At 43.5% G+C, this 17,558-nt stretch carries 19 protein-coding genes; 7 read left to right on the top strand and 12 right to left on the bottom strand.

Annotation, left to right across the window (positions count from 1 at the left end; all coding sequences use genetic code 11):
* Nucleotide 1 precedes the first annotated feature (1 nt).
* The 6 genes from NEE14_RS11990 to hflX form a co-directional block, all read right to left on the bottom strand.
* On the bottom strand, nt 2-1,495 hold the full coding sequence (locus tag NEE14_RS11990; protein WP_251966695.1) for a glycosyltransferase family 2 protein: 1,494 nt from the start codon (nt 1,493-1,495) through the stop codon (nt 2-4).
* Nucleotides 1,496-1,501: 6 nt separating this feature from the next.
* Entirely contained in the window at nt 1,502-2,218 is a 717-nt protein-coding gene (locus NEE14_RS11985) for a glycosyltransferase family 2 protein (RefSeq protein ID WP_251966743.1), read from the bottom strand.
* A gap of 327 nt (nt 2,219-2,545) precedes the next feature.
* Nucleotides 2,546-3,331: a porin family protein gene (locus NEE14_RS11980; protein WP_251966694.1), complete on the bottom strand. Its 786-nt coding sequence runs from the start codon at nt 3,329-3,331 to the stop codon at nt 2,546-2,548.
* Between the two features lie 79 nt (nt 3,332-3,410).
* The gene (locus NEE14_RS11975; RefSeq protein WP_251966693.1) at nt 3,411-4,271 is read right to left on the bottom strand and encodes a hypothetical protein; all 861 of its coding nucleotides are present in this window, start codon (nt 4,269-4,271) and stop codon (nt 3,411-3,413) included.
* A 6-nt stretch (nt 4,272-4,277) separates the two neighbouring features.
* On the bottom strand, nt 4,278-4,850 hold the full coding sequence (locus NEE14_RS11970) for a DUF4254 domain-containing protein (RefSeq protein ID WP_251966692.1): 573 nt from the start codon (nt 4,848-4,850) through the stop codon (nt 4,278-4,280).
* Nucleotides 4,851-4,893: 43 nt separating this feature from the next.
* Nucleotides 4,894-6,105: a GTPase HflX gene (gene hflX, locus NEE14_RS11965; RefSeq protein ID WP_251966691.1), complete on the bottom strand. Its 1,212-nt coding sequence runs from the start codon at nt 6,103-6,105 to the stop codon at nt 4,894-4,896.
* A 92-nt stretch (nt 6,106-6,197) separates the two neighbouring features.
* Here hflX and NEE14_RS11960 point away from each other — a divergent pair, with 92 nt between their 5' ends.
* Nucleotides 6,198-7,931, top strand: a complete 1,734-nt coding sequence (locus NEE14_RS11960; protein ID WP_251966690.1) for a T9SS type A sorting domain-containing protein — start codon at nt 6,198-6,200, stop codon at nt 7,929-7,931.
* A 298-nt stretch (nt 7,932-8,229) separates the two neighbouring features.
* Here the strand turns inward: NEE14_RS11960 and NEE14_RS11955 are convergent, their stop codons facing one another.
* Complete coding sequence (locus NEE14_RS11955; RefSeq protein ID WP_338578730.1) at nt 8,230-8,553, bottom strand: hypothetical protein; 324 nt, start codon at nt 8,551-8,553, stop codon at nt 8,230-8,232.
* Nucleotides 8,554-9,146: 593 nt separating this feature from the next.
* Between NEE14_RS11955 and NEE14_RS11950 the strand changes: the two genes are divergently transcribed.
* Nucleotides 9,147-9,929: a DUF6261 family protein gene (locus tag NEE14_RS11950; RefSeq protein WP_251966688.1), complete on the top strand. Its 783-nt coding sequence runs from the start codon at nt 9,147-9,149 to the stop codon at nt 9,927-9,929.
* A 101-nt stretch (nt 9,930-10,030) separates the two neighbouring features.
* On the opposite strand, the gene NEE14_RS11945 is transcribed toward NEE14_RS11950, so the two are convergent.
* The 4 genes from NEE14_RS11945 to NEE14_RS11930 form a co-directional block, all read right to left on the bottom strand.
* Nucleotides 10,031-10,654: an outer membrane beta-barrel protein gene (locus NEE14_RS11945; protein ID WP_251966687.1), complete on the bottom strand. Its 624-nt coding sequence runs from the start codon at nt 10,652-10,654 to the stop codon at nt 10,031-10,033.
* Between the two features lie 15 nt (nt 10,655-10,669).
* On the bottom strand, nt 10,670-11,299 hold the full coding sequence (locus NEE14_RS11940) for a DUF4136 domain-containing protein (protein WP_251966686.1): 630 nt from the start codon (nt 11,297-11,299) through the stop codon (nt 10,670-10,672).
* 36 nt (nt 11,300-11,335) lie between these two features.
* Nucleotides 11,336-11,896, bottom strand: coding sequence for a DUF4251 domain-containing protein (locus tag NEE14_RS11935; RefSeq protein ID WP_422394709.1), 561 nt, complete (start codon nt 11,894-11,896; stop codon nt 11,336-11,338).
* Between the two features lie 330 nt (nt 11,897-12,226).
* Nucleotides 12,227-13,750, bottom strand: coding sequence for a GH3 auxin-responsive promoter family protein (locus NEE14_RS11930; RefSeq protein ID WP_251966684.1), 1,524 nt, complete (start codon nt 13,748-13,750; stop codon nt 12,227-12,229).
* 82 nt (nt 13,751-13,832) lie between these two features.
* On the opposite strand from NEE14_RS11930, the gene NEE14_RS11925 reads away from it, so the two are divergent.
* The 5 genes from NEE14_RS11925 to yidD are packed head-to-tail and all read left to right on the top strand — an operon-like array spanning nt 13,833 to nt 16,973.
* The gene (locus tag NEE14_RS11925) at nt 13,833-14,846 is read left to right on the top strand and encodes an ATP-dependent 6-phosphofructokinase (RefSeq protein WP_251966683.1); all 1,014 of its coding nucleotides are present in this window, start codon (nt 13,833-13,835) and stop codon (nt 14,844-14,846) included.
* A 43-nt stretch (nt 14,847-14,889) separates the two neighbouring features.
* Complete coding sequence (locus NEE14_RS15860; protein ID WP_422394653.1) at nt 14,890-15,612, top strand: DUF4271 domain-containing protein; 723 nt, start codon at nt 14,890-14,892, stop codon at nt 15,610-15,612.
* Nucleotides 15,609-16,358 (top strand): uroporphyrinogen-III synthase, encoded by a 750-nt coding sequence (locus NEE14_RS11915; RefSeq protein ID WP_251966742.1) that lies wholly within the window; start codon nt 15,609-15,611, stop codon nt 16,356-16,358. The genes NEE14_RS15860 and NEE14_RS11915 overlap by 4 nt, the downstream gene beginning before the upstream one ends.
* A 7-nt stretch (nt 16,359-16,365) precedes the next feature.
* On the top strand, nt 16,366-16,755 hold the full coding sequence (gene rnpA / locus NEE14_RS11910) for a ribonuclease P protein component (protein ID WP_251966681.1): 390 nt from the start codon (nt 16,366-16,368) through the stop codon (nt 16,753-16,755).
* Nucleotides 16,752-16,973, top strand: a complete 222-nt coding sequence (yidD, locus tag NEE14_RS11905) for a membrane protein insertion efficiency factor YidD (RefSeq protein ID WP_251966680.1) — start codon at nt 16,752-16,754, stop codon at nt 16,971-16,973. Before rnpA ends, yidD begins: the two co-directional genes overlap by 4 nt.
* Nucleotides 16,974-16,980: 7 nt before the next feature.
* Here the strand turns inward: yidD and NEE14_RS11900 are convergent, their stop codons facing one another.
* Complete coding sequence (locus tag NEE14_RS11900) at nt 16,981-17,517, bottom strand: GNAT family N-acetyltransferase (RefSeq protein WP_251966679.1); 537 nt, start codon at nt 17,515-17,517, stop codon at nt 16,981-16,983.
* Between the last annotated feature and the right edge of the window lie 41 nt (nt 17,518-17,558).

Genomic DNA, 17,558 nt, shown 5'->3' with positions numbered 1-17,558 from the left:
ATCAAACAGTTTGTGCTTTTTTCTTTCGATATTCCAATTCTTCATCTACATATTTCCGGATGAGACCCAGGCATTCCTGCGCGTCAAAACCACGGGCTTCGGCATAAGCTTCGGCCATCACCGACAACATCTCATCACTTCCGGGCAAGCGTTCGAAGTTCTTGCATCCTTTTTCCAAGCCTATTTTTCCGAACGACAAACGGTTCAGGTCGATAATCTCGATCTGTATTTCCGGAAGATCATCCCGAAACAGGATATTCCCTGCCGAATAATCTTCATGATAAAATCCGGCGTCGTGCATCCGGGCCGTTACCCGACCAATAGCTCTAAGAATCTCTGTCTGACGAGAAAATGTATGGGTAGCAAAATCACGGTAGGTATAAGGACACTCAGACTTGAGGCAGACAAAATAGCTCTTGTCAAACAAGCCGGTATGGCCTCTGGTCAAATAACCGACCGGTTCTGGAGAACCAATACCCTTCTCTCGGAACATACGGGCATACAGACAGGCTCTTTCTGCCTTCGAGGGACGAACATAGGCGTAAACAAAACGATTCAACAGATGAGGCCGTTTATACGACTTAACCACAAAGGTCTTTTCTCCAATCGTGACTTCCCGCAGTTCGTTTCTTCCCTTATAGATACAAACACCTTCTTCCTCAAAATGAGCTGGTAACTGAAAAAGCCAGTTGCCCATTTCTGCATACTTGGGATATATGAAAGCCTCCATCGGATGAATCAGCCGACTGAAGAAATTGATCACACGTGACCAGCTTCGCTGATAACGCAAGGGACCTCCTAATTCCCAGAAAAAGAAATCAGCATACTTTTGGTTTAATACATCTATTACATGCTTTTTCAAAGAGCGATCTGATACTCGTTTCGAATAATTACGGATGCGATAATATAACCCGGTCTCTGGAAGACGAACGACCTCACCTCCATCTTTTAGGACTCCTATCCAAAAAGCCCAATCCTCACGGGCAATAATTGTTTCATCGTAACCACCAATCCGTTTCCAGTCGGACTTCCGAAACAAGGCACTGGCCGGAAGCATATTCTTTCGAGCCAATAACGAACGCGTATATCTGGGCAATTTCCATTCTCCGCTTCGTGCTCCAAAAAATTCAGCACGACATGTAACGCATTTAACAGACGAATCCTTTTCTGCTACTTCAACAGCTTTTTCTATATAATCTGCGACAATTCTATCGTCTGCATCTAATGGAAATATATAAATACCGGATGCTTTTGAGATAGCATGATTACGGGCAGCTGCGACACCTCCGTTCAGCTGTGTATAGACATGGATCCGAGGATCTTCTTCAGCCAAGCGACGGGCCACAGCCAGAGACTGGTCTTTTGAGCCGTCGTCCATCAGTATTATTTCCAAAGAAGGATAAGTAGAAGCCTGCACCGAACGGACAGTTTCTTCCAGATAGGTCTCCATGTTGTAAACAGGAATAACGACAGATACTAAGGGCTGCTGTTCCATAGATGATCAGATTTTATCCAGTCCTTTAGTGAATTTCAACCAGTAATACTTCAACGGATTGGTATATTTCAACTGTTTCCACGGACGGCTGCCGTGCGGACGATGCCATACGGGCAGATCCATAAAGAGATAATTACGGAAACCCTGTTCAAGAGATTCGTGCGAAATCGTCACATCAAACCAGTTCTTGCTCGGATCGAGTCTGTGAAAATCAAATGCCTTCAACAAGTTGAGAGAAAGCAAGGAACAGCAGAAGCTACAATGTTTCTTCACCGCACAAACTTCTTTAGGATAGTTGGAAGCATAGAGATACGGATAATTCACCACGCCATTCTCATCGACCGTCACCGCAGCTGCAATACCACAGTCCGGATGGGCCAGGGCACCATCGAATAAACCTTGCAAGGTGTTTTCCCGCACAATCACATCCGATTCGACAATCAACAACCCTGCTTCGGCTTCGATAGCTCGCTTTTGAGCCGTTTGTAATACCAGCAGATAATTGGGAGACGGATGCGTAGTAATATCACGCAAATGAACCAGTTCGAAGCCTAGCTCCCGAGAAGCTTCCTCCAAGCGGCGCGTATTCTCCTCCGTACTGAAGTCATTATATATCGTATAAGTCACCGGAATCTGCCAGCGCGAGGCAAGTACAGCTCGAACCGTTTCAAGTGTCAGATCGATTGAATCTTTCACTGGTGTGATGATATGAACCCGTTTCATGCTATTATCTGTCGTCATGTTTATAAAGGATTTATCCGAATGCAAAGGAACGCAATCTTTTTGGATGAGCAAAATATCCTACAGGGCTTTTCCTCTCCTCCCGCCGGGAAATCATTTTCCGAATCTTCGGAAACCTTCCTGCCGTCGGGAAAATACTTTCCGAATCTTCGGAAACCTTCCTGCCACCAGAAAAATACTTTCCGGATCTTCGGAAATCTTCCTGCCACCAGAAAAATACTTTCCGGATCTTCGGAAACCTTCCTGCCGCCGGGAAAATACTTTCCGAATCTTCGGAAACCTTCTCGCCGCCAAGAAATCGTTTTCCGGTTAAAAAGAATATCCTATCGTAAAACTGGCTGTATGGTATTTGCAGCCAATCTCATCATATTTTGACTCCTTGCCCAATCCCAGATCATAACTGAACTTGGCTGAAAAATGATTGATTTCAACGCCTGTTTCGGCTGCTACTCCCCAGTCAAAACGATAATAACCATAATCATATACATTATTTTCAAACACATTCTTTGATCCAATATATTCATCTTGTAGATCAATCATGCTTACGATTGATTTGTTTTTGCCATTCACACCAACGGCCAAATAGGGCCCCAAGGACATATGGAAACCTATCTTATCATTTAATTTCCAGTTATAACGGGCCATAATGGGTAGTTGAAGATAACCTCTGTAAGCTTTTGACGCATAAAAAGAGGCGGTTTTATATAAGATATCGCCTACTGGCTTTTCAGTGCTGACGTATTCATAATATCCACTATTCGGATTATAGTAGCTATACATCGAATAAATGGTTCCGTCTTTTAAAAGATATGAATCGACATTGACTTCTTTTCCTTCATTGTCCTTGGCTGTTCCACTTAAATATCCTGAACGAATGGTTCCTTCTCCTCTTTGGACATAATACAACCCGCTTTGCAAGGAAAAACCGGTTTCTCCGAAATCGTAACGCACGGCAGCGCCGACTTTATATCCTACCTTGGCCGGAGAGTTTGCATATTTCGTTACGTTAAAGCCCGCTTCCGGGGTAAATCTCCACTGTGCCTGGGCAGCTAAAGCGCCACATAGCATCACTCCAATCATCCAACTCTTTTTCATATTTCCTGTCTTTTAAAGTTTTCTTTTACTCCTAAGACAAGAAATACCGGAAAACCCCTATTCTAGGAAGGCAGAAAAGTCAAAAACAGCGGATATAAGCCAGAGAATAAGAATCATACAGGAAGTCGTGCAAACCGTGGCGGTACCGGAAAGAGATGATATTCTTTTTGATCTCATATTCCAATTTTGTGCGGAGAAGCAACGGGCGGTCACCATTGTCCTGATAACCACGGAAGCCAACCAGATCACAACGGGCAGAAAGATTCTTCCAAGCGCCACTGATGGCACCACCATAGCAGATGGCGTCGTTCTGACGGTTATCGTCCAAGTTGGTCATCCAGCAATAGAAACCCGCCAACCCTTCGATGCGGATAAACGAATTGTATGTCGGATTCTTCCAAAGATCACGCCCGATATTGGCATCAAACCAATAAGAAGCGGCATCGGTATAACGGGCATCACACAGACGGTTACCACTGGCAGTCTTTAAGTTGGCACTCACACTGATATCAGCCCATTTCTCACTCCGAAGTACCTGATAGAAGAAGTTCAATACGATATCCCCGTGACAGGGAATAGCAGGTTCTGTTTCGACAGCCGAACGTTCGTCGCGCACCGCTTCCGACGTCTTATACCATTCCGAGATGGTCCAGTTAGCCATTACACCAGCTTTTCCATTCGCAATCGGGATATACAAACGGGCAAAAATATCCTGTGTCTGGTCGCCCGGCATGGTATGATATTCTCCCCTCACTTCCACCTCCCAGCGTGAAGGTAACTTTCCACCCATCAATTCAGGAAAAGGGAAGGCGTTCGGACCAAAATAACGGGGAGAGTAGGTCAGGAATTCTCGCTTTTCCCACCATTCTTCAGCCTGCAGAACGGATATACAACAGAAAAGGGCCACAAGAAGGCCCCACAGTTTTCTATTTGTTTTCATTTTGATTCAGGGACGATATAACTTCATTTGTTTATACACTTTCATAAGTTTCCGACCTTGGCGAATCTCCGTCAATAACTGATCGATAGCAGTTGATAAATCCTTACGCTGCTCTTCCAAGACTTCCAGCTTCTTCCGAAAGCGGGCAAGATATACGTCTGATACATCCGTTCGTTCTGTTTCCTTACGGGTATGATAGATCTTCAACTCTAAGATAGACAAACGGTCGATAGCCCATGCCGGACTCTCCGTATTTATGGTCGCCTGAGGCAAAGGCTTCACTCCTTTGTACCGGTCTTGTAGCAAGCTGTCTATCAGTTCCACCAGATCGACCCGTTCCTGATTCATCTTCTCGATTCGCCTGACAACTTCCATCATTTCGGCTGCATCCTGATCCGGTTGATGGATGATGTCCATCAAATGCCATTGAACAGCATCCACCCAATGTTTCAGATACAGGTAAAATTCGAAGCTATTGACAGGATAAGGATTATGCACTGTGGCATTCACGCTGTCTGTCACATGATAGGCCTCAGTGCCTTGTTCAAAAATACGATAGGATGATTCACTAAAACTCATACGCGCCTCTTGTCTTAAAAGTCTGAGAATTCTGCTCACCATTTTATTCTTCCTCGTACTGTTGGAAAAGGAAGTCATTATACGGGAAACGGGTTACATGTATTTGTTTTACCCGCTCATACAACAAGGCTTTCAATTCCTCGATATTTGTCTTTTCCTTGGCCGAAATAAAAATACAGTTATCCTGCATCTTTGCCATCCAGGTACGTTTCAACTCATCCAGGTCTATATTTTCCCGTTTCCTCGGAGTCAGATCATCTTCATCTTTCGGAACAAATGTAAACGCATCCACTTTATTAAAGACCATGATCATCGGCTTTTCCCGGTCATCTATTTCAGCCAGTGTCTTGTTGACTACTTCTATCTGCTCTTCGAATGTCGGGTGTGAGATATCTACCACATGTACCAACAAATCGGCTTCCCGAACCTCATCCAAGGTCGATTTAAACGATTCTACCAGCTCAGTCGGTAATTTACGGATAAATCCGACAGTATCAGAAAGCAAAAACGGAAGATTCTCAATGATGACTTTCCTGACGGTTGTATCCAATGTCGCAAAAAGCTTATTCTCGGCAAAGACATCACTCTTGCTCAACAGGTTCATCAAAGTTGATTTTCCTACGTTCGTATAGCCCACCAACGCGACGCGCACCATCTTCCCACGATTCTTCCGCTGAACACTCTTCTGCTTGTCGATATCCACCAGTTCTTTCTTCAACCGGGATATTTTATCTAAAATCAAACGCTTATCGGTTTCCAGCTGGGTTTCACCCGGGCCACGCATACCTACACCACCACGCTGGCGTTCCAAGTGGGTCCACAAACGGGTAAGTCGCGGTAACATATATCGGTATTGTGCCAGTTCAACCTGTGTCTTGGCATGGGCCGTCTGAGCACGACGGGCAAAGATATCCAAAATCAGGTTGGTACGATCCAATATCTTCACCTGCAGTTCCTTTTCAATATTTCGGAGTTGCTTAGCAGAAAGTTCATCATCGAATATGACCAGACCGATTTCATTTTCTACCACATACTCTTTGATTTCCTGTAATTTTCCGGTACCGACAAAAGTAACAGAGTTGGGTCCGTCCAGCTTCTGATAAAAACATTTGACGGCTTCAACACCGGCAGTATCGGCCAGGAATGCCAGTTCGTCCAGGTATTCCATCACCTTCTGTTCGTTCTGCTGTGGTGTAATCAATCCCACCAGAACAGCTTTTTCTGATTGTGCTTCGCTAATGATAAATTCTTTCATGCCACAAAGATAATCATTTCAATTATTTTCTTTATCTTTAGGGCGAATTATAAATCTGGTATCATAACGATACTAACTAAAATCAATTGACTATGAAAAAGTATCTTCCTTTTCAGGCTATTTTAATAGCTATCGTGCAATGGGTTTCCAACAGCCCGATCAGTGCACAATCTGAGTGGTTTTCTCCGCAGCAATGGGAATCTTTGATTCAAGATCCACAGAAAAATCCGATTATCAGGGATACTGTATTATATCAGAGCTTTGATTCAGACAATCCGCTTTCCATCAATTATTCGGTTTCCGGCCAGTATGACTTCTTTTATCCACAAGAAGAAGGCATACAGGGAGCATCCGACAGTCGGGCTATCCGGCTTTACCCCGGAAGTACATTGACGATTGATACCTTGATCTATCCGGCATTGAAAATGGCAGAAATACATATTCCTTTTGCTTTCCAGCATGTCAACAAAGAGGAAGATATCTATTTTACAACTTACTTCTATTCAGGGGCTACAGAATCTGATGCGCGCCCATATACTGTGATGAGCAACGACTGTTCCCGGTATTTCAGACAAGTCTATGCTGGCAGACAATGCTTCTATAGGGGCAGAAGAGCAGATCCCTACCAGCTTCAAATCGAAGTTACGAAACCGGCTTCGGCAAGTAATGGCTATTATTGCATAGACAGTTTATTCCTGGTAGGAAATATTGAACAGTATTCTTTATTACAGCAATCAGGAACCTGGCATGATCATGCCTTATGGTCGCATGATTATCCCAGCCTCCGTCGAGTGGCATTAATCGATGCGGATGTCCAGATCAACCAGGCGGCCGAATGTCTTCATTTAATCAATAACCAGAAAGGAATACAGATACAGCCAGAAGGGAGCTTACAAACTCAACAAATGACCACCTTTCATACTTTCGACGAAAAAGGAAAATGGTATTTTGTTTCTTTCCCGCATGATGTATATCCAGAAGGAATTGACTCTCGCTTTCAGTTGGGTGATGCCTCCACCATGACAACCGAACCCGTCAACAATATACTTTATATCCTGACATACGACGGAAAAAGAAGAGCGGATAACAATCAGACAAGTGGAAACTGGAAAGTCATTTCTACCGATGAAGTTGTACCCGGAGAAGTTCTTCTGCAAAGAGGGAAAGGTTACCTGATTGCTATCGATGAGACCGCAGCATATCAGACCTTAACCTTTTCGTCCCCCGAACATCAGCAGATCCGTCTTACAGACAACGCTTCTGTCGGAATAGAGGCACAGCTTCTACAAAGTGGGAGTGAAGCTCACAACGGATGGATTTTATGCGGGAATCCGTATCCTTCAGCCTTATCGCTCCAGGAAATTCTGCCCAATCCGGCCTTAGACGGGAATATTTATATTTATAACGGGACAGATTATGATAGCTATCCTATTGGTAGCAATTATAAGATTCCTGCAGGCAGTGCCTTTTTTATCAAAGCCAACCATGACACCAACTTGGCTTTCCAAAAGAAGGATGATGATGCCTCATCAACAGTGTTAAGGCAGATAACTCTTCCTTATCAAGGCAAAGAGCCGGAGAATCGGCTCCTTACACAAACGGCTAAAGCAGCTCAGCATTTTCACTATGCAATCATAAATGGAAAGATCCGTATCACAACAACTTCTCCGGGAGAATTAACACTATATAATGCCCTTGGGATAAAAATAAAACATTGTCATTTGACAAAAGGAGAGAGGGAATATGCTTTACCTCAACAGCCAGGAATCTATTTTCTGCATCTTATATCCGGCTCACAAACCGAATGTATTAAAATCAGAAAGTAAAAAATTAATACGCAGGTAATAGCATTTCGCATAATCAATTGATACTCCATATCGCATGAAAATTTTCTATTGACGATTAGCATTAAACATATGTGTAGCTGGGTTCTTTATGTCTTTCTTTTCCTGATATTTTTCTCTTCTAATCTAAGAGGCAACTAAAAAGACAAGGCTTCTACTCAAGTACTACAAATTCCCCACGAGAAGCTGAAATCCCAGCTTGCCTACCCAAGCAGCTGGGATTTCTTTACGCTTCGCTTGGCATTTGCTTATATAGCTTCCGTTAGACCGGGGCAATAATTCAATCCTGTTTTTTCTTTTCTTTCCATTCTTTTCTCCATAACATAACACCTTGTATCACAAATATAGGAATAGAAATAACAGACAATGGCATCAGTACATCATCATTTTTTGCAGGAATAAAAAGAAATGAACAAGCCATTGATACAAATACGACATTCCAAAAACACACTTTGCTTTCTTTATTACCATACAATAAAGTAATATAAGCTATCGGTATCACGATTTTCAACAAGGCTGAAACTTCTCTAAAACCACTTGAAGAGCTTGATAATACGCCCCATAATAATAATGCGCAAATAAAATAAATCCATTTCATATTCATAACAGAATTTATTTTCCCTCTCTCCCAGCCCCCAAAAGAGAAGTGGTTTATAAAACGAAAGCGTGAGACTGTGTACTATTCATTCTTGAAGGTCCTAGGAAAACCCGAAACACAAATAGACAGCAGCCCCACGCATATATACGTGAAGGCCGCTGTGCTATTCTTGTGTTTCTTTGAAAATTTCCTAGGTTTTCAAGAACAAGAATAAGCACAACGCTTTATTTTCTAACATGTCCAACGAATGGAATAGCTCCAATCTGGCGGTAAAGGTAGTAAAAAATGAACAAGAGAACTGTAATCTTCTTCGAAAAATTCCTTACATACAGGCAGGAAAGTTCTAATCTGCATGGATTTGAGGTTTCTGATGGGCAAGGAAATACAAATCTTAGCAGAGAAGCAGTTTCCTGAGGGCAGGAAAGTCTTCCGCTTGACAGAGTGACAGTTTTTGGTACACAAAAAAAACTCATCCGGACGGATCAGCGTTTTCCTGCCTATGGAGATTTTTCAAGCAAAGAAAATTGGTTCTTACCAAAAAGGGAATTATCTTTAGGGCAATTATCTTATTTTATTCACTTAATAAAATCAATGATGCCATGAAGCAAATTGAAGTATTTTATACAAAAAGTTTACGTAACAACGAAGATTATGGTTTCCACACATTAGTAATCAAAGCCCTCAACTATTTGCCGGTCGTTTCTGAAGGGACAACAGATCCGTTGAAAGCCACACGAGAAAATTACGTATCGAGATTTGAAGCGTTCGATAAGGCTTATATGCAAAACACCAAGCTGGATGAGGTGGAGGCGCTCAGTGCGGCCGATGCTGCCGTCGACGAGGCGTATTCGGCTTCGCGGGCTTTTATTAACGCCATGCGCCGGCATCCGGATGAAACTAAGCGTGCTGTAGCAGAAGAAGTCGGTCGGATTTACGACAAGTATGGCAACCCGGTAAAGTTAGGACATTCCGAAGAACTGAGCGTCTTGCGCAACCTGCTACAAGAAATTCAGAGTTACATCAACAGTTATCTGGAACCAATTTATTTTACAGAATGGAGGGATTATCTTTCTGAAACGACGGATGCTCTGGAGGAAGCGATGAGAAGCCGTACCAATGCAGAGAGCCGGAAAGACAAAGGGATTATCCAGTCAACCCGAGAAGCCACAGACGAAGCGTATCGTCAGTTTACTGACCGCGTCAATGTCGTAACGGCCTACGAAGGAGGTACCAAGTACGACCAGTTCATTGACTATGTGAATGCCCTTATCAAGCAACACCGGGCAAATCTGAAGGCCCGTACGACCCGAAGCAGCAAGAAAAAAGACGAGAACCTGACGTTCGAGCCGGTTAAACAGACTGAAGAAAATCCTCAGGAATAACAGCAAACAGGTGGGCAACCATCGGAAGGTAACTGACCGTTACCCGGAGATGAGAGCCCGCCTGCTGCTTATTGTGTATTTATGATAAAATGAGGGAAAGATCAGAAGCAGATACCGACCCGAAAACCGATGTTATTACGTCCGTCTTCTACGAAATTCAGCAGATTGGTCTTGTTGGTAGCATAGCTGTAATAAAGAGCCACATGAAAGCCGTAGCGGTAATAACGCTTCGGGTTGATGTTCATACCGACTTCCGGTGAAACATAGAATCCCCACGGACGTTCGTAGATACTGGATACATTTAGATATGTCGTATTCTGTTCATACATGGCACCCAGTTTGGCAGCTACATAAGGACGAATATATCCGTTGTCGTATAAATAATAACGGCCAAACGCTCCAAACGGAACCTGGAAAGAAGATTGCTGCTGATCGGTCGTCAGCGTTGCCGTTGAAGACAAGGGGAACGTAGCCCGATCGACATAACGGTGATTCGTATGGAACGAGGCAAACACACCGGCCGTCCATTTAGAAGTAATTTCATAGCCGGCATCCAGGTTCATTCCCCAGCCGCTGAACTGATTCGCATAATCGTTCTTGCCAATCGGCGCATTCAATTGCCAGTCGAGGTTAAAGCTCAGATCATCGGCAAACGACTGTGCCTGTCCTTTGATTCCTATCAACGACAAACACAACAGGCATAAACTTGTTAATATCTTTTTCATTGTATGATTCTCCTTTTATTTACGATTGATATATGATGATTGCTCAAACGACTGCTGGATAGCCCGCTGGATCAGCATTACATCTGTATGCGAATTACCGTATGTCAGGCCTTCGCTGCTGGCTAACCAGATAACCGGAAGCCGGTTACTGTCTGATTCAGCTTCCCGTAAATCCACCATTTCAAGGACGATATTGCCGGTCTGATAACTATAGCTTACCGGATAAGGATAATACCATCCGCCTGTCCAGAACGAACCCCAGTAGAACGGATCCCACCAGCCGTCCCAGAAACCGCCGACAAAACCAACCATATTCACATTATTCTTGATGTAAGTCATCTGCACACCCAGATCGGCATCCGCCTTGTTGTCGGTCCGTGTGTACCCACGACTGTTCATTTCCGTTTCTACCTCGGCCACCAGTTTATCTGTATTCTCATTGCTGACATAAGCTGTTTTCAAGCCACCTCCGGCTGTCAGTATGCTATCAGGCAAATAATATGTCTTAGCACTTGCGAAGTCGGCCTGGTCGTCATACTGCGTATATACGGTAAAATCGCTGTCAAGCTGATTGAGATCAGGGTCTTTCTCACAGCTGCTCAAAGCGATTCCTGCAAAAAGCAGGTAAAGTATGTTCTTTTTCATCTTCATAAAATTTTAATCGTTCTTTTACACCATTCGTTATAAAGCATTCCCTTTAAAGATAGAGCTTTGCTTCAAAGGCAAGATATGCCCACTCAACCGCAGTTCATTAGAATTGAATGTAGGCAAGATCAGCAAATCAGCCGTATTGCTTCCATTGGCCAGAGAAATCGTTACACGGGCTGAAATACCCACACCCATCACATCAAACGAAACATGCAGGTTTCCTTTCTTATCTTCTGTCAACTTATAGTTACTGATGCTTCCATCCAGCGTAATGCCACCCAAACCGTTCGGACCGCTTACGGGGATGTTAAAGGCCACCTGCACGGTTGCTTTATCATCTTTGACGGCTACGAAGTTTGTATTCGAATTAACATAGGCAGTCGCTCCGTTCTTCAAGACTACCCGGTCGGCTTCCAAGGCAAAATCCTGATTCTCGAGAGAGGTCTTTGCCTGTTTAAAATAAATGGAGTCCAACACGGCCTGTTCCTGTCGAGCTTCCTCTTTAGCCTTAGCTCTTTCTTCGGCTGTATTCTGTGCCTGTACCTGTAGACAAGCACAAAGTGCTATCAAAATAGTAATCCATATTTTCATAATGCTATTTGTTTTATTGGTTTCCTGACAAAACATCTACAAGATCCCGACCAAGCGACTAATTACGAAAAGACATATTAACAATCTGATAAAGGGCAATATACAACAAAAAGTCACTTATGGATAACACTTTATTCACAAAACCGCCTCAATTAAGCAACTTCGGTGAATCTTTTACAAAAACCTCTTATACCGCATTTTATAGAAAATAAACGTAAGGAAGGACTTCTACACGAAACAAATTGATTTAAACTTATGCCAGTTTGGCAGGCTTCGTTAAGAAACCTGCATAGATTTAAATTGATGATAAGCTCAATGACAGGATGTCAGCTTTTATTTGTTCATCTGATTATTGATGGCCAATAACTCATCCAGGATCTTCCGGTCGTTCGACAGACGGGGAATCTTATGCTGTCCACCCAGCTTGCCTTTACTGCTCAGCCACTGATAAAAACAGCCTTCATGTGCCATAATCACCTCCAGGGGCTGCAAGGAGATTTCCTTATAACGCTTCGCCTCATAATCCGAATTGGCCCGTTGAAGCGCTTCATCCAATAATCGGGCAAACTGAGAGAGTGATTCGGGAGTTTTCTCAAACTCGATCAGCCACTGATGACGGCCTTTGGCCCGGTCGAGCAAAAACAAAGGTGCAGCTGTATATTCTTTCACCCGTGCCCCTGTAGCCACACAAGCTTCGTGAAGAGCTTTGTCGGCATTATTCACCATCAGTTCTTCCCCAAAGGCATTGATAAAGTGCTTTGTTCGTCCAGTAATTACAAACTTATAGGGCGAAACAGAGGTAAAACGAACCGTATCTCCAATTAAATAGCGCCACAAACCTCCGGGAGTAGAGATAACCATGGCATAGTTCTTACCCACTTCCACACCTGTCAGCGGAACGACAGCCGGATTAGGCGAATCCAGTTCGCTCATCGGGATAAACTCATAAAAGACACCATAATCCAACATCAATAACAATGATGAATCAGCCGGATCATCTTGAATGCCGAAGAAACCTTCAGAGGCGTTATAGGTTTCCATATAATGCATCTTGTCAGACGGAATGAGAGATTTATACTCTTCTTTATAAGGAGTAAAACTGATTCCACCATGGAAAAACACTTCCAGATTAGGCCATACCTCAGTCAGGTAGTCTTTCCCGCTCTTCTTCAAGACTGCTTTGATCAGGACGAGCATCCACGAAGGAACCCCCGAGATGCTGTTGACATCTTCCCGCCAAGTACTTTCCACAATCGCTTTGATCTTGCTTTCCCATTCGTCCATCAGAATGATTTCTTTTTTGGGTACCCGGATCAGATTAACCAGAGGATTCAGGTTCTGTAACAGGACTGCTGACAAGTCTCCACAATGAATTTGCGAATTGACGGGCGACGGACTATGGCTACCACCTAATATCAGGCCCTTACGTCTGAAGAAATGACTGGAAGGATTATTACGCAAATACAAACTCACCGTATCAAAACCACCCTGATAATGGCATTGTTTCAATACTTCAGGCGTAACAGGCAGAAATTTACTTTTATCACTGGTAGTTCCACTGCTCTTGGCAAACCAGCGGGTCATGCCCGGCCAAAGGACATTTGATTCACCGCGCAGCATCCGCTGGATATCGTCCTTTATCTGGTCATAGCTCTGTACCGGAAAACGATTTTTATAATCATCATATCCTTTCACATGACGATAGTCATATTTCTTTCCCCACGAAGTATCCTGAGCCTGATGAAGCAGTCTGCTGAGCTGTTGCTCCTGTATGTCGCCCGCCTCAAAAGTATATCGTGCAATAACCTTATTTCGCGGTCTAAAGAACTGATATATGAAGTTTGTCAGAAAATCCATAGCCCATTTTTATTTCTTGCGGAGCAAAGGTAATTATTCTCCTTTTATTTTTACCTTTGTGAAGAACAAAAAGAATAACTCTATGAAAATCGGAATTCTCTCATCGGGCGGTGATTGCCCCGGTATTAACGCCACAATCCGCGGCGTCGGAAAAACAGCCATAACTCATTATGGAATGGAGGTTGTAGGTATTCACGGCGGTTTTTCAGGACTGCTCAACAAAGATACGGAAGTTTTAGACGAACACAGTCTGTCAGGCATTCTGAATTTAGGAGGTACCATCTTAGGAACCTCGCGCGAGAAAGGCTTTCGGGAAATGCTGACATCTGTTGATCAGGAGAAGTCGCAGTGTATTCTCCAGGCCTATCAGGAACTGGGACTCGACTGCCTGGTATGTATTGGTGGAAACGGTACCCAGAAGACCACCAACCTGCTCTCGGAACACGGACTGAATGTAATTGGCTTACCCAAAACGATCGACAACGATATCTGGGGAACAGAAATCACCTTCGGGTTTGATACGGCTGTCAATATCGCCACCGAAGCCATCGACCGTCTGCATTCAACGGCCAGCTCACACAGACGAGTCATGTTGGTAGAAGTCATGGGACATAAAGCCGGATGGATAGCCCTGTATGCCGGTATGGCCGGTGGAGCCGATGTCATTTTAGTACCCGAACTCGGTTTCAATCCGGAAGTGGTGAATGAAGCTATCCGCGAACGAGCCCGCAAAGGCAAACAACATTCGATTGTTGTAGTTGCTGAAGGCGTGAAGCTTCCGGATAAACGCAAGGCTACAGACTTTCTGATGAAAGAAATTGAAGAAGCAACCGGTATAGAAACCCGTAAGACCGTATTAGGTTATATCCAGCGAGGTGGTAATCCTTCACCGTTCGACCGTAACTTGGCCACCCAGTTAGGAGGTTATGCTACCGAACTAATCGCCAACCGGCAATTCGGACAGATGGTTTGTGTCAAAGACGGAGCAATCAGTTCAATTCCTTTAGCTGAAGTAGCCGGTAAACTCAAACTGGTGACACCAGAGCATAATCTGATCATTCAGGGGAAAAGAATGGGGATTTCTTTTGGAGTATGAAGGGAAAGCGTACCTTTGTACCCAATTTTAGAATAAGACCAGGATGTTTGAAGGGTATGTAGGGATTCGTTTATGGAGCGGACAGTTGATGGAAGACGTTTGGTTCTCCATCCTGTTTGTTCTGTTTTTTCTGTTCGCCATTCAGGCGCGCATCCACGTAAAATCGTTTATTAAAATATTCCGAAACCTCGGATTCAGCACTTCCTCTAAAAGTGGGAATACCGATCTTTCAATCTATTACAGCAAGTCCCTGCATATCTTTTTAATAGTTCAAGCTCTGATACTGACTACGGTCGCCATTACCCAGGAGGCATATCATCTTGGATTTCTGAATAGTATCGACAAGAATAAATTGTTATTTGCTTTATCTCTTACCTTTTTGTCGGTTGTATTATTCTACCTCATCCGGCGTATTATTTATTACCTGTTGATTTATACCTTCGGCCGCCCGGAGACTTACCGTCAATGGGTTATCCTCTACAATTCCATTATCAGTGTATGGGGAATCGCCCTTTACATTCCGGTTGTCTGCATGAGCTTCCTTGGGAATTATCATATTTGGGCCGTCTGTTTATTTATTCTTTTCTATATTTTGTTTCGTTTTGCAATAATTTATAAGTCGATACGTTTATTTTACATAAAAAAGTTCGATTTATTCTATTTAAGTTTGTACCTTTGCGCCCATGAAATTTTGCCCCTTTTAATTTCATATAAGGGCTTTGTTTTTTTGTATAACTTTATCGAGAAAAGTGCTTTATGGCATTGAATATCAAAAGACTATTAGTATCACAACCCAAGCCGACATCAGAGAAGTCGCCATACTTTGATCTAGCAGAAAAATATGGAGTGGAAATAGAATTTCGCCCATTTATCAAAGTAGAGCCTTTGTCATCAAAGGAATTCAGACAGCAGCGAATTTCCATATTAGATTATTCGGCTGTAGTATTTACTGCCCGTACAGGTATTGACCACTTCTTCCGGTTGTGTGAAGAATTGCGGGTAACTATTCCGGAAACCATGAAATATTTCTGCATCTCGGAATCAATCGCAGTATATTTACAGAAATATATTGTTTACCGCAAGCGTAAGATCTTTTTCGGTGCAAGCGGGAAGCTGGATGATTTAGTAACCATTATTGCTAAGCATCCTAAAGAAAAATATCTGGTTCCGGTTTCGGATGTACATAAAGACGATCTGAAGTTAAAACTTGAGGCTAAGAAAATTGACTTTACGGAAGCTGTCATGTATCGCACGGTGAGCAACGATTTCAAAGCGGATGAAAGCTTCGATTATGATATGCTTGTATTTTTCAGTCCGGCCGGAATTTCTTCTTTGCTGAAGAATTTCCCGAATTTTAACCAGAAAGACATCCGTATCGGATGCTTCGGACCTACTACGGCTAAAGCGGTAAAAGATGCCGGCTTACGTCTGGATGTAGAAGCTCCGACACCCGAAGCACCATCAATGACGGCTGCTTTGGAGCAATATTTGAAGAAAGAATCTGGTAAATAATAAAAGAATGACAATTCGCAGGTACACTTTGTCGAAAGCCGAACGCCTGTCGAGGAAACGGGATATCGACCTTCTCTTTGCAGAAGGACAGTCGTTTATCGCTTATCCTTTACGCGTTGTCTATACGGTAATCGACGAACAAAGAAGTGTACCTGCGTCTATTTTAATCAGTGTCTCAAAAAAGAAATTCAAGCGAGCTGTCAAACGGAATGCTGTCAAACGGCAGATCCGCGAGAGTTACCGACTTCGTAAGTCGGTTCTTCACGAACCACTCCTGACGGCTGGCAAATTCCTGACAATTGCCTTTATCTACCTAGAGAAAGAGCTTGTTTCGTACGAAAACATGGAGAAAGCCATGGAAAAAGCCGTCCGTATGTTAGGAGAAAAAATCCAATGAAGAAGTTTCTGACAAGTCTGCTGCTCATCCCAATCTATTTCTATAAATACTGTATTTCTCCTTTAACTCCGCCTTCTTGCCGCTTCACACCGACCTGTTCGGAATATGCGGTTCAGGCACTCAAGAAATACGGTCCGGTAAAAGGACTGTACTTGGCCGTCAGACGTATTCTGCGTTGTCATCCATGGGGCGGCAGCGGTTATGATCCCGTTCCCTGACAAAGAATTACAGCCACTTCAGCGGCTCTTTGTACACGTTGGTCTTGATCTTCTGGATGCAGGCCTGCATATCATCGGGCTTATCTGTTCCCATAATCCACAGTGGGCAGCTATCTTCATCTTTCCGGTACGAAGGCTGAACATAATCCTTACAGATTACCCGGAATCCATTCCGTTCATAGAACCCGATCCGCCGGACAGCCATCGCTTCTATGGCTGGTTCAGCTTCCAGTACCTGCAACTTGGGAAGATGCTTTTTCCAGTAATCCAGAATCTGTTGTCCGATCTTACGATTTCGCATTTCCGGGAAAACGGCCAGATGCTCCATGTAATAAAAATCTCCTAAATCCCAATAAATAGTCAATCCGCAAAGTTCACCATTATCTTCAACGGCATTAAACGACATGTCGGGGACTAACTCGATCATCCGGAACAGCTGTTTCCGGTCTCTTCGTTCTTCTTCCGGAAAGGAAAGCTCATACAAATCCATCAACCGGGATAAATCCGGATCATTCACCTGTGTAATTCGTCTCAGTTGTATCATAAAAAAACTATTTAGTGCTCAAATATAGCTAAAAACCTTGA

The organism is Parabacteroides sp. AD58 (assembly GCF_023744375.2).
In the GTDB taxonomy this organism is placed as follows: Bacteria; Bacteroidota; Bacteroidia; order Bacteroidales; family Tannerellaceae; genus Parabacteroides; species Parabacteroides absconsus.
This window is presented reverse-complemented; position numbering and strand designations above follow the sequence as displayed.